Origin of the sequence: Kineosporia babensis, from assembly GCF_021129305.1 — a bacterium.
Classification (GTDB): Bacteria; Actinomycetota; Actinomycetes; order Actinomycetales; family Kineosporiaceae; genus Kineosporia; species Kineosporia babensis.
In genome coordinates this window covers 734,671-746,627 of record NZ_JAJOMB010000001.1, presented here as the reverse complement: position 1 = coordinate 746,627, position 11,957 = coordinate 734,671, and the positions used below count along the sequence as shown (strand labels likewise).

Genomic DNA, 11,957 nt, shown 5'->3' with positions numbered 1-11,957 from the left:
CCGACAGTCTTGGAGCTACCGAGAACGGCGAGGTCGAGCCGGCGCAGGCTCAGCGCGGCGACCGTCCCCAGGCCCCGGCCACCCGGTCCCGCACCAGCCGGGCCTGCGACCGGCCGGCCTTGGCAGCATCCGAACGGAACGCCGGGTCGAGTGGGTTCGAGCCCATCGCCCGCTTGGTGTTGGCATCGGGCATGACCACGACCTTCTGCACGTCGGGCCCGAGCTGATTCAGCTGCGCCCCCACGCGCCCGCGCCGCCCCAGCAGAGCAGTGAAGGGAGAGAGCACCACTACCCGCTCGTACCCTTTGGCCAGATCTGCATTGGCCCAGGAACGTACCCCGCCGTCGATGTAGCGCCGCCCACGAATCGTGACCGGGGGCCAGACCATCGGCACCGCGCAGCTCGCGCCCACCGCGTCCACCAACGCAACCCCCGACTCGTTGTCGAACACCACGAGTTCCCCGGTGGAAGCGTCTACCGCAGTGACTTTGAACGGCTCCTGAGGCCAGGCCCGCTCCGGCAGCCGGCTCTCGATCACCGTGCGCCGCGTGCTCTCCGGCACCGTGCGCGCCGCCAAGGCCGCCCGGCCGATCCGCCGGCACGTCTTCGGCCCGGTGCCCGGGGTCATCCCGATCAGCGCCCGCCGCAGCAGAGTTCGCCGCGGGGGAGAAGCCCGTACCTCACCCCGCGCATCCCGCAGCTGTTCCGCATACAGCCGCTCGATCGGGGTACCGGAGCGCAACTGTGCCCCCGCCACCGAACCGGCCGACGTGCCGATCACCAGGTCTGCATCGGCCAGATCCACACCGAGTTCCGCCAGGCCGGCGATGATGCCGAGTTCCCATGCGATCCCGGTGATGCCGCCCCCGGCCAGGACGAGCGCTCTTCGATCGTCCTTCACCCGTCTGCCCCCTGATCGTGGCCCGAATGCAGTCTCGATTCTAGGTCCTGTCCTGCGGATCTGGGCCGACTGTGGGTAACCCGGAACGTCGTCTGGACGCGTCCGGGCACCTCCTCGCTACGGTCTGATCCACAGGACAGTCCCTGGAACGGTTGTAAAGGTTGGCCCAGGGCGAGCCGGGAAGTCTGGTCGGCACGTCATTGGTGCTGTCCACATTTCGGAGGACCCGCGCCAGGCCGTGCCGCCGGTGGTCGCCGCCGTGGTCGGAACGGCCGCCCCGGCAATCTTTCTACGTCCTGGCCAACGCGCTCGGAATCGGTTCCGGCGAAGGCGATCTGGCCGGCCTGGTGCTGACAAAGGCCGGCGGGACCGTTCTGGCGGCCCGCTTCACGTCAAGGCCGGCGTGCTGCTCGGCAGCCTGACCGCGGCGGTCCTGACCACGCTGGTTCCTGCACACCCGCCGGCCGGCCCTACCGCCGTCCGGCCGAATCGGCCAGTTCGGCCGGGTGATGATCACAAGTGGCGGGATCCGCGCCCGTCACTATCGTGATCAACACGGCGCAAGTCCGGAAGGCCGGAATTCGTCCGGCTTTCCGGCAGATCGAAACGACATCGGCACGCGGAGGAAGCGATGCGAATCCTGACAGTGGTGATCGTGGTCTGGCTCCTCATCGGTGTCCTGGCCTCGGGCCAGCGCGGCTATTTCGACGAGGACAGCAATCCGGATGTGAGCTGCTCGGACGCCGGGACGATCGCGGTCAGCATCGTGGCCGGCCCGCTGAACTACATGGGCGCCAACCCCAAGGTCGACTGCAAGGTGCCCGAGCCCAGCAAGTGAGCCCAGCAAGTGAGCAGGGCAGCAGGCTCGCGCAGGTGGGCCTGCACGGAAGTGGTTCCTCGCCCAGACTGGGAAACGGCAGTCGATGGCGGATGGTGACCGGAAGAATGCCTGGAGTGATGGACTCAACTGGAACGGCGCAGAGACTGGCGAAGGCCGGGCGGTTCGGGCAGGGTCGGCTCGTATGACGACCGAACCGAACGCTGCCGGCGGCGGTAACTCGGTGGCAGCTGCGGACCAGCTGCCCACCTACACCCGTCGCAGCGACCAGACCCGGTACGACGCCCAGGCCATCAACGCCGCCCTGGACGAGGCATTCCTGTGCCATGTCGCCTACATCGACAGCGGCGACCCGATCGTCGTCCCCGCCGTGCACGCCCGGGTGGGTGAGGAACTTCTTCTGCGGGTCGGCCGCTGGTCGCGGCTGGCCGAGCTGGCCGCCGACGGTGACATCAAGCTGTGTGCCACCGTCACCCTGCTCGACGGCCTGGTGCTGGCCCGGGCCAAGGTCGACAACACCGTGAACTACCGCAGCATCGTCGTGCGCGGCACCGGCAGCCTGGTCAAGGACCCGCAGGCCAAGCTGGCCGGGCTGGACGCGATCGTCGAGCACCTGGTGGCGGGGCGCTCCAACCACTCCCGCCCGCCCACGCCGGAGGAGTTCGCCGAGGTCGTCCTGATCAGCCTGCCGCTGGACGACGTGGCCCTGAAGAGCCGCACCGGCCCGCCCCAGGACGCCGAGGAAGACCTGGTGCTGCACCACTGGGCCGGCACTATCGGCGTGCGCCGGGCCTACAGCCCGCCGTTCCCGGCCCCGGACCTGCCGTACGACCGGCAGGTGCCCGCTCAGCTGGCGAACTACAACCGCTCGGCCAAACCACAGGGTTACAGGTAACTCTCCATTGGCGGAACGTAGCGTTCCGGCCCTCCAACCGGCGACCGATGGCACGCTAAAGTCACGCGCGAAGGATTGCGACATCCCGGACAGTAACCGCCTGGGTGCGCACCGTTCGTCACCACGCGCCGTGGTCCTAGGAGGGATGCCCGCAGTGGACCTGCTCGCCGGCCTGCGCGAGATCGTCGGGGACACGCATGTCGTCACCGACCCGGACTCGGTCGCGCCGTACGCGCAGGACTGGACGAGACGCTGGCACGGCAAACCGCTCGCGGTGGTGCGCCCGGCCACGGTCGCCCAGGTCTCCGCGGTGGTCCGGGCGTGTGCCGCGGCGGGTGTCCCACTGGTGCCCCAGGGCGGTAACACCGGCCTGGTCGGGGCCGGGGTGCCGCAGGACGGCGAGGTCGTGCTGAGCATGGCCCGGCTGGACTCGGTCGGGCCGCTCGACCCGCTCGGGCGCACCCTGATGGCCGGCGCCGGGGCCACCCTGGCGCAGGCCCAGCGGGCCGCCCGCAGCGCCGGTCTGGACGTCGGGCTCGACTTCTCCGCCCGGGACACCGCCACGGTGGGCGGGATCGCCGCCACCAACGCCGGCGGTGAGCGGGTGATGCGGCACGGGGTGGCCCGATTCCGGATCCGCGGTCTGGAGGCGGTGCTGGCCGACGGCTCGGTGGTGCGCCGGATGTCGGGTGTGTCCAAGGACAACACCGGCTACGACCTGGTGCAGCTGCTGATCGGCAGCGAGGGCACGCTGGGGGTGATCACCGCCGTGCAGCTGGACCTGATCCGCCCGCACAAGATCGTCGGTACCGCCCTGGTCGCGGTGCGCTCGGTGGACGATGCGCTCACCGTGCTGCACGCCGTCCAGCACGACTTCACCGGGATCGAGGCCGCCGAGTTCTTCCACCACGACGGCCTGCAGCTGGTGCTGGAGCACGAGCGGCTGGCCCGGCCGTTCGACCGCCCGCACCCGCTGTACCTGCTCTTCGATCTGGCCGACGACGACGGCCGGCCGGACGCCTTCGAGGAACTCACCGAACTCCTGGCCGGCCTGGACTGCGTGCGCGACGTCTGCCTGGTCGCCACCGCGGCCGACCGGCGCCGGCTCTGGGAGCTGCGCGAGCTGCAGACCGAGGCGGTCAGCGCCGAGGGCATCCCGGTCAAGCTCGACGTCGCGCTGCCGCTGAACCAGCTCTCGCTGTTCGAGCGGCGGCTGGCGGAGGTGGTGCGCGAGGTCGCCCGGCATGCCGTGCCCATCCTGTTCGGGCACATCGCCGAGGGAAACGTGCACGTCAACCTGCTGAACGCGGTCGAGGAGGACGCCGACGGGGCGGTCACCGAGGCGGTGCTGGACCTGGTCGCCTCACTGGGCGGCAGCATCAGCGCCGAGCACGGCATCGGCCTGGCCAACCGCCGCTGGCTGCCGCTCACCCGCAGCTCGGCCGACATGAGCGCGATGCGGGCGATCAAGCAGGCCCTGGACCCGGAGGGCATTCTGTCTCCGGGCCGGATGCTGCCCGAACCCAGCCGCCCGGCCCACAAAGACCCCAGCCGCCCGAACCACAGCGAACCCAGCCGCCCGGCCAACAGCGAACCCCACCGCCCCGCTCCGGCCAAGACCGGTCGCAAGACCCAGAACGAAGCCGGCCACCAGGTTCAGAAGAGCGCGTCGTCCCGTTCCAGATCGAGCAGATAGCGCTTGCGGTCCAGACCGCCGCCGTAACCGGTCAGCGAGCCGTTCGCCCCGATCACCCGGTGGCACGGCACGATGATCGAGATCGGGTTCGCCCCGTTGGCCAGCCCGACCGCCCGCGAGGCCCCCGGCACCAGGCCGAGCTGGGCGGCGATCGCGCCGTAGGAAACGGTCCGGCCGTAGTCGATCAGCCGTAGCTGCTCCCAGACCCGGAGCTGGAACCCGCTGCCGGACGGGGCCAACGGCAGGTCGAAATGCGTCCGGGCGCCGTCGAAGTACTCGGTGAGCTGCGAACGGGTAGCGGCGAGCACCGCTTCCCGGTCGTCCTCGGCACCCGAGGTGCGCACCTCGTCCCAAGTTTTATGGGTTGCCTTGTGCGGACTGAAGAACAGCCCGGTGAGCGCGCCGGCCCGGCTGACCAGGAGCAGATCACCGACCGGGCTGGGCAGAACCGACCAGCTGAGGGACATCCGTCGAGGCTACGCGGCTGATCAGGATCCGCGCTGGCAGAAAAGCGACACCAAGGACGGGACACACCACAGCTGCTGGTCATGAAACGTTCAGATTGCTGGGAAACAATCTCACTCGTGCCCGTCATCGACTTGAACGCCGACCTCGGGGAGTCCTTCGGCCGCTGGACGCTGGGTGAGGACGCGGCGCTGATCGAGGTGATCAGCAGTGCGAACATCGCCTGTGGCTTCCACGCCGGTGATCCCTCCACCCTGCGCCGCAGCTGCGAACTCGCGGTCGGCGCGGGGGTGGCGATCGGGGCTCAGGTGGCCTACCGCGACCTGGCCGGATTCGGGCGCCGGTTCATCGACGCGTCCTTCACCGAACTGCGCGACGACGTGCTGTACCAGCTCGGGGCGCTGGACGGTTTCGCCCGGATCGCGGGCAGCCGGGTCAGCTATCTCAAACCGCACGGCGCGCTCTACCACGCGGTGGTGCACCACCAGGAGCAGGCAAAAGCGGTGGTGGACGCGGTGCGCACCTATGACCCCACGCTCGCGGTGCTCGGTCTGCCGGGTTCCCTGCTGCTGCAAGAGGCCTCGGCGGTCGGCCTGCGGGTGGTGAACGAGGCGTTCGCCGATCGGCAGTACACCGCCGACGGTGGTCTGCTGGCCCGATCCGAGCCCGGGGCGGTGCTGACCGAGCCGGCCCGGATCGCCGAGCAGGTGCGCCGGTTACTGGCCGGCGAGGGCGTGATCGCCGACGACGGGAGTGTGGTCGCGCTGAACGCGGAATCGATCTGCGTGCACGGCGACACGCCCGGAGCGGTAGGGATCGCCCGGGCCGTGCGGCAGCGGATATCAGCTTCCGGCGGCCGGGTTCAGTCATTCACGGATCGCCCCGCGTGATACCGGCCGAGGGGATGAATGCGTCATCGTCTCCTCCGACGATCTGCCGCCGAAACCCCGACTACGCGATGAGTACGGTCGATGACTATGTGTAGAGTGAGCGCGCTGTCGAGGGGACGACGTCTGCGGTGTGGGCCGGGGGGCCCATGGGATCGGCATCGCCGACGTCGCGCCAGCTCAGCGGGCACGGCCGGCGCCCTGGTCGGGCGTCGTGCCGCTGACCGGCGCACCACCAATGTCGGGGGACCGGTTGGTGCGCCGGTCAGCGCTCGCCCGTCCTGGGTCGCGGAAGACGCCGCGGAAGACTCTTGGGCCGCAGGAACATCCCGGGCCCGCGAAAAGCTCTGTGCCTGCGAGAACTCGACCCCTGAAAACCCCCACAGATCGGAACGCCGGTGTCAGTCACGGTCGATCAGATGAGCCAGGTCAGTCACGGCGCCGGAATCGTCGTCGACGTCGCGATCGTGGGCGGCGGTGGCGCCGGGCTGAATCTGGTGCTCGCGCTCGATCACGCGGCCCGCGCATCCGGTCGCCCGGCACCCTCGATCGCGCTGATCGATCCGGTGCGGCGCTCCGGTCAGGACCGGACCTGGTGCTGGTGGGCCGGGCCGCAAGGGCAGCCGGAGTGGGTCGAGCCGCTGCTCACGCGCAGCTGGCCGACGATGAAAATGGTAGACGGGGTGGGCGCCTCGCGCACTTACGATCTGGCTCCGCTTCGGTACCAGATGTTGCGCTCCGCAGACCTTTACGCCGCCGCCGACGCAGCGCTGGAACGGCTCGGCGGGGTCCGGATCACCGCTGCGGCCGACCACGTCACCGACGGCATGCCGCACGCCGTGGTCCGGGCCGGCGACGAACGGGTACGGGCCAGCTGGGTGTTCGACTCCCGGCCGACGCCGCCCACCGGGCCGGCCTCGACCACGCTGCTGCAGCACTTCCGTGGCTGGACGGTGCGTTTCGCCCCGGGCGCGGTCAAGCTTGACGAGAACGTGGCCACGCTGATGGATTTCAGTGTCCCGCAGCCCTCGCGCGGGGTCGCTTTCGCCTACTGCCTGCCGCTGTCGGCCGATTCCGCACTGATCGAGTACACCGAGTTCAGCCCGGCCGTGCTGGAGCCCGACCGCTACGACGAGGCGCTGCGTTCCTACCTGGCCCGGGCCTGGGGTGGTCTGCCCTACACCGTGGAAGCGGTGGAGGACGGCGTGATCCCGATGACCGACGCCACGTTCGCCCGCCGCACCGGTGACCGCCTCTTCCGGCTCGGCACCGCCGGTGGGGCGACCCGGGCGTCCACCGGTTACACGTTCTCGGCCATGCAACGGCAGGCCGCCGAGATCGCCGAGTTGCTGCTGGCCGACCGCCTGCCGGTCCCGCCCCGTCCGTACCCGCTGCGCCACCGCTGGATGGACGCGGTGATGCTGCGCGCCCTCGATCGCGGCTACGTCGACGGACCGGGGCTTTTCGCCGGGCTTTTCGCCGATCACCCGAGTGACCGGGTGATCCGCTTTCTCGACGGCACCAGCACCCCGGCCGACGAACTGGCGATCATGGGCTCCACCCCGACCCCGGCGATGATGCGCTCGGCCTTCGAGGACGTCTCGGCCCGGCTACGACGGCGACTGAACGCCATCCGCTGATTACCTGATGTGACACTACTTCTTTTCACGTGGCAGAGTCGGTGACCGCAGCAGTCATCGCAGCGATCGGGATTCATTCCGGTACGCCGACTTTGGGGAAACCACACGATGCAGTCTCGGGTCTTCCGGCGCGCCGGCACCTGTGTCCTGATCAGCGCGGTGGCCGGGAGCATCCTGCTCGGGGCGCCACCGGCGGCGCAGGCCGTGAAGGACCCGGTGCGGGCCGCCGAGGCGATCGGCCGCTACGACACCCAGCAGCTGACCTGGAAGCCCTGCCTGGACAAGGCCGAACTGCCGGGCCTGCCCGCGGTCTACTACCGGCTGGAGTGCGCGACCATGCTGGCGCCCCGGGACTGGAACGTGCCCCAGGCCGGGGCCGACCTGCGGATCAAGGTCAGCCGGCTGAAGAGCGTCAAGGCGAAGAACCCGGCGATGCTCTTCACCAACCCGGGCGGGCCCGGCGCGGAGGGTGCGGAGTTTCCGTTCCTACTGGTCAGCGCCAATCGGAAGAAGCTGCTGAGCACCCAGGACGTGTACGGCATGGACGTGCGCGGCACCGGCGGCTCGAGCAACCTGACCTGCGGCGGGGTGAGCGACCTGACCGTGGACCCGCGGGTGCGGACCGAGGCCAACATCGGGCTGATGCTCGATGCCGCCGAGCTCACCGCCAAAGCCTGCGAGGTGGCCGGTGGCGACCTGCGCAAGTACGTCACCACCGCGCAGACCGTGCAGGACGTGGACCTGCTGCGCCGGCTCGCCGGGCAGGAGAAGGTCAACTGGCTGGGCTTCTCCTCCGGCACCTGGCTGGGCGCGCACTACGCCACGGCGTTCCCGCAGCGGGCCGGGCGGATGGTCTTCGACTCCAACGTCGAGTTCACCAGCACCTGGCAGGAGGCCTTCAACCGTCAGCCACTGGGCTTCCAGCGCCGCTTCGAGTCCGACTTCGCCACCTGGATGGCCAAGTACCACAGCGTCTACGGCCTCGGCACCACCAAGAAGGCGGTGCTGGCCAGCTACGAGAAGCTGCGCTCGCAGATGACGCCGGACGCCCCGGTGGAGGATGCGGCCACCCTCGACGACATCGTTGCCAGCACGCTCTACGCCAAGGTGATGTTCCCCGACGCGGCCGCGGTGCTGATGGACCTGAAGAACTACGTGCGGGCGCAGAGCAGCGGAAAGTTCCGTACCGCCGACAAACTCGCCTACAAAGTGCGCCAGCGGGTGACGGCGATCCGCCGTACTGGAATGCGCCGGACCTTCTCGGGTGATGCCGCGAGCACCACCTTCCTGGCCGTCACCTGCCAGGACACGGCCTGGACGAGTGGCCGGGACGCGCTGGTCACGGCCTCGGCCGAGGCCGGGGCGAAGAACCCGCTGATCGGCTGGTCCACAATCAGCCAGCCGTGTGCCTTCTGGAAGCGGCCCGAGGAGGCGAAACTGCCGGTGCCGAACGGGAAAGACCTGCCGCCGGTGCTGATGGTGCAGTCCGAGCACGACCCGGCCACGCCGATCGAAGGAGCTCAGGCGGCGGCCGCGGGCTTCGCCGGGGCCCGGCTGCTGACGGTCAAGGGCGAGGGCGATCACGGCATCTACGCCGGGGGTAACGCCTGCGTGGACAAGAAGGTCGAGAAGTTCCTGACCACGGGCAAGCTGCCCGCTGCCGGGGCTACCTGCAAGGGCACCGCGGCACCGAAGCCCGGCTACGGTCTGAGCCAGGCCTCGGTGCTGACCGGCCGCACCACCAACCCGCTGCTGGCCTGGCGCCGGATCCGCGAGCTCCTCAGCTCTTGAACCGGCGCAGGCGCAGCGAGTTGGTCACCACGGCCACGCTGCTCAGCGCCATCGCGAGACCCGCGATCATGGGGTTGAGCAGGCCGAACGCCGCCAGCGGAAGGGCCGCCACGTTGTAGCCGAAGGCCCAGGCCAGGTTCTGCCGGACGATCCGCGAGGTGGCCCGGGACAACCGGATCGCCTGCGGCACGCTGGCCATCTCGCCGCGGACCAGGGTGATGTCCCCGGCCTCCATCGCCGCATCGGTTCCGGTGCCGAGGGCCAGGCCCAGCCGGGCGGTGGCCAGTGCGGCCGCGTCGTTCACACCGTCGCCGACCATCGCCACCTGGCGCCCGGCCGCCTGCAGCCGCTCCACCACCGCGACCTTCTCCTCCGGCATCAGCTCGGCGAACACGTCGTCCGGCGCGATCCCGACCGAGGCAGCAACCGCCCGGGCCGTGGACTCGTTGTCTCCAGTGGCCAGCATCGGCGTCAGCCCGAGCGCCCGCAGCTGCGAAATGGCTTCGCGGGCGCCTGGCTTGATTGTGTCCGCGATGGTCAGCACGGCCGCCGGCCGGCCGTCGATCCAGGCCACGACCGCGGTCCGGCCTTCGGCCGCGAGCACTGCCTCGTCCAGAACCGCCGGCCAAACCACGTCCGTTGGTTTCCACGAAGGCCGACCGACCCGCACCCGGTGCCCGTCCACCGTCCCTTCGACTCCCAGGCCTCGCGTGCTGGCGAACTCGGTCACCGCGGGCAGCTGCCCCGAAACCGCAGCCACAACAGCCCGTCCCAGCGGATGCTCCCCGGCGTGCTCGACCGCCGCGGCCAGCCGCAGCACCTCGTCCCGCTCGAACCCGTCGGCCACCGTGACCTCGGCCAGGCTCATCCGGCCCTGGGTCAGCGTCCCGGTCTTGTCCAGCACGATCACGTCCACGTGCTTGGCGTCCTCCAGCGTCTGCGGCCCGCGGATCAGGATGCCCAACTGAGCCCCCCGCCCGGTACCGACCAGCAACGCCGTCGGAATAGCCAGACCCAGCGCGCACGGGCAGGCGATGATCAGCACCGACACCGCCGCGATCCCGGCCGCCTGCCCGTCCCCGGTGAGCACCAGCCACAACACCAGGCTGAGCACCGAAAGCACCAGCACCGCAGGCACGAACACGCTGGAGACCCGGTCGGCCAGCCGTTGCGCCCGGGCCTTGCCCGACTGTGCTTCCTGCACGATCCGGGTGATCCGCGACAGCGTGGTGTCGGCCCCGACCCGGCTGGCCCGCACCACGATCCGCCCGCCACCGTTCACGCAGGCCCCGGTCACGTTCGCCCCGGGCTCCACGTGCACCGGCACCGGCTCACCGGTCAGCATCGACTCGTCCACGTCGCTGCTGCCCTCGACCACCACGCCGTCCGTGCCGATCCGCTCCCCGGGCCGGACCACGAAAAGGTCTCCCACGGCGAGTTCTTCGGCGCGCACCCGAACTTCCTGCCCGTCGCGCAGCAGGTTCACGTCGTGCGCGCCGAGGTCGAGCAAGGACCGCAGGGCAGCCCCTGAACTGCGCCGGGCCCGGGCCTCCAGGAAACGCCCAGTCAGCAGGAAGGTCGTTACCACCGTGGCAATTTCGAGGTAAGGCTCACCGCTGTCGGTCAGCATTGCGACCAGCGACCAGAGCGTGGCCGCGATCACGCCGATCGAGACCAGCGTGTCCATCGTGGCCGCCAGGTGCCGGGCATTGATCCCCGCGGACCGGTGGAACGGCCAGGCCGCCCAGGTCACGACCGGTGCGGACAGCGCCAGCGCCACCCATTCCCAACCCGGGAACTGGGTGGCCGGCACCATCGAGAGGGCCAGCACCGGAACGGTGAGAACGGCCGCCAGAATCAACCGCGGCTTGAGAACCGTTTCCTGGTGGGTGTTCTCGTCGGAGGCCTGGTGCGGCTCGGGCAGCTGGGCGGTGTACCCGGTCGCCTCCACCACCGAGATCAGGGCAGAATCGTCAATCCCCTTGGCCACCAGCACATGTGCGCGCTCGGTGGCCAGATTGACGGTGGCGTCCACCCCGTCCATCCGGTTCAGCTTCTTCTCGATCCGGGTGGCGCAGGCCGCGCAGGTCATCCCGCCGATCGCGAGCTCGACCTGGCGCTGCTGCCCGTCCCGAACCGCTACGTCGGCCATGGTCAGGCCCTCGGGGCGAGCTCGTACCCGGCCTCGTCGACGGCCGCGGCCACCTGGGTGGGATCGAGCTCGGCCGCGCTGGTGATGGTCACCGGGGTGATGCCGCCCGCGTGCAGATCGACCTCGACCTTGGTGACGCCCGGAATGGCCGACAGTTCCGAGGTGACCGCGGAAACGCAGTGGCCGCAGGTCATTCCGGTGACATCGATCGTCGTGGTGCTCATGGCTGGCTTGCTCCTTCAAACTTGGGACGGGGTGCGCACGTCGGTAGGGAACGTCTCGTCGGAGTTGGGCTTCAGCTGCGTACGAGCCGGGCGATCGCGTCCGCGGCCTCGGCGATCTTGACCCGGGCCTCGTCGTCGCCCTGTCGCGCGGCCTCGACCACGCAGTGCGACATGTGATCCTCCAGCAGCCCCAGGCTCACCGCCTGCAGGGCCTTGGTCACCGCCGACACCTGGGTCAGCACGTCGATGCAGTACGTGTCCTCGTCCACCATCCGCTGCAGCCCGCGCACCTGACCCTCGATCCGGCGCAGCCGCTTCAGATAGTCCTCTTTGGTACCGGCATATCCAGGCATGGCATCTCCTCGCGACGAAACCCTACCCCCCTAGGGTATGCCAACCCCCAACGCATACCGGCCGGGGGTATTCCCAGCCTCTACCAAAACCAGAAACGGGCCGGAGTCCAGATGA

Annotated in this window: 11 protein-coding genes; 6 read left to right on the top strand and 5 right to left on the bottom strand. The window is 69.9% G+C overall.

Annotation, left to right across the window (positions count from 1 at the left end):
* Window positions 1-49: 49 nt before the first annotated feature.
* Window positions 50-901 carry a patatin-like phospholipase family protein gene (locus LR394_RS03365; protein WP_231438833.1) on the bottom strand — a complete coding sequence of 284 codons (852 nt, stop codon included), beginning with the start codon at window positions 899-901 and terminating at the stop codon, window positions 50-52.
* Between the two features lie 631 nt (window positions 902-1,532).
* On the opposite strand from LR394_RS03365, the gene LR394_RS03360 reads away from it, so the two are divergent.
* The 3 genes from LR394_RS03360 to LR394_RS03350 all read left to right on the top strand — a co-directional run bounded on the left by LR394_RS03360 (window position 1,533) and on the right by LR394_RS03350 (window position 4,330).
* A complete protein-coding gene (locus LR394_RS03360) occupies window positions 1,533-1,739 on the top strand; it encodes a hypothetical protein (protein WP_231438832.1) in 207 nt (68 codons plus the stop codon).
* A gap of 184 nt (window positions 1,740-1,923) precedes the next feature.
* Window positions 1,924-2,634: a pyridoxamine 5'-phosphate oxidase family protein gene (locus LR394_RS03355; protein ID WP_231438831.1), complete on the top strand. Its 711-nt coding sequence runs from the start codon at window positions 1,924-1,926 to the stop codon at window positions 2,632-2,634.
* A gap of 145 nt (window positions 2,635-2,779) precedes the next feature.
* Window positions 2,780-4,330 (top strand): FAD-binding oxidoreductase, encoded by a 1,551-nt coding sequence (locus LR394_RS03350; RefSeq protein ID WP_231438830.1) that lies wholly within the window; start codon window positions 2,780-2,782, stop codon window positions 4,328-4,330.
* Here the strand turns inward: LR394_RS03350 and LR394_RS41215 are convergent.
* Window positions 4,291-4,797, bottom strand: coding sequence for a methylated-DNA--[protein]-cysteine S-methyltransferase (locus LR394_RS41215; RefSeq protein WP_269328490.1), 507 nt, complete (start codon window positions 4,795-4,797; stop codon window positions 4,291-4,293). The genes LR394_RS03350 and LR394_RS41215 overlap by 40 nt on opposite strands.
* A 117-nt stretch (window positions 4,798-4,914) precedes the next feature.
* Here LR394_RS41215 and LR394_RS03335 point away from each other — a divergent pair, with 117 nt between their 5' ends.
* From LR394_RS03335 to LR394_RS03325, 3 genes are all read left to right on the top strand, one after another.
* On the top strand, window positions 4,915-5,685 hold the full coding sequence (locus tag LR394_RS03335) for a LamB/YcsF family protein (protein ID WP_231438829.1): 771 nt from the start codon (window positions 4,915-4,917) through the stop codon (window positions 5,683-5,685).
* Between the two features lie 416 nt (window positions 5,686-6,101).
* Complete coding sequence (locus tag LR394_RS03330; protein WP_231438828.1) at window positions 6,102-7,322, top strand: lycopene cyclase family protein; 1,221 nt, start codon at window positions 6,102-6,104, stop codon at window positions 7,320-7,322.
* 108 nt (window positions 7,323-7,430) lie between these two features.
* On the top strand, window positions 7,431-9,113 hold the full coding sequence (locus LR394_RS03325) for an alpha/beta hydrolase (RefSeq protein ID WP_231438827.1): 1,683 nt from the start codon (window positions 7,431-7,433) through the stop codon (window positions 9,111-9,113).
* Here the strand turns inward: LR394_RS03325 and LR394_RS03320 are convergent.
* From LR394_RS03320 to LR394_RS03310, 3 genes are all read right to left on the bottom strand, one after another.
* Window positions 9,103-11,265: a heavy metal translocating P-type ATPase gene (locus LR394_RS03320; protein ID WP_231438826.1), complete on the bottom strand. Its 2,163-nt coding sequence runs from the start codon at window positions 11,263-11,265 to the stop codon at window positions 9,103-9,105. The two genes, LR394_RS03325 and LR394_RS03320, sit on opposite strands and share 11 nt — an antisense overlap.
* Before the next feature lie 2 nt (window positions 11,266-11,267).
* Window positions 11,268-11,489, bottom strand: coding sequence for a heavy-metal-associated domain-containing protein (locus LR394_RS03315; RefSeq protein ID WP_231438825.1), 222 nt, complete (start codon window positions 11,487-11,489; stop codon window positions 11,268-11,270).
* Between the two features lie 71 nt (window positions 11,490-11,560).
* A complete protein-coding gene (locus LR394_RS03310) occupies window positions 11,561-11,842 on the bottom strand; it encodes a metal-sensitive transcriptional regulator (protein WP_231438824.1) in 282 nt (93 codons plus the stop codon).
* Between the last annotated feature and the right edge of the window lie 115 nt (window positions 11,843-11,957).

What these genes read in the sequence shown, in the direction of transcription:
- LR394_RS03355 (WP_231438831.1), top strand. Translation starts at nt 1,924, where the DNA reads ATGACGACCGAACCGAACGCTGCCGGCGGCGGTAACTCGGTGGCAGCT.
- LR394_RS03330 (WP_231438828.1), top strand. Translation starts at nt 6,102, where the DNA reads ATGAGCCAGGTCAGTCACGGCGCCGGAATCGTCGTCGACGTCGCGATC.
- LR394_RS03360 (WP_231438832.1), top strand. Translation starts at nt 1,533, where the DNA reads ATGCGAATCCTGACAGTGGTGATCGTGGTCTGGCTCCTCATCGGTGTC.
- LR394_RS03325 (WP_231438827.1), top strand. Translation starts at nt 7,431, where the DNA reads ATGCAGTCTCGGGTCTTCCGGCGCGCCGGCACCTGTGTCCTGATCAGC.
- LR394_RS41215 (WP_269328490.1), bottom strand. Translation starts at nt 4,797, where the DNA reads ATGTCCCTCAGCTGGTCGGTTCTGCCCAGCCCGGTCGGTGATCTGCTC.
- LR394_RS03310 (WP_231438824.1), bottom strand. Translation starts at nt 11,842, where the DNA reads ATGCCTGGATATGCCGGTACCAAAGAGGACTATCTGAAGCGGCTGCGC.
- LR394_RS03315 (WP_231438825.1), bottom strand. Translation starts at nt 11,489, where the DNA reads ATGAGCACCACGACGATCGATGTCACCGGAATGACCTGCGGCCACTGC.
- LR394_RS03320 (WP_231438826.1), bottom strand. Translation starts at nt 11,265, where the DNA reads ATGGCCGACGTAGCGGTTCGGGACGGGCAGCAGCGCCAGGTCGAGCTC.
- LR394_RS03350 (WP_231438830.1), top strand. Translation starts at nt 2,780, where the DNA reads ATGCCCGCAGTGGACCTGCTCGCCGGCCTGCGCGAGATCGTCGGGGAC.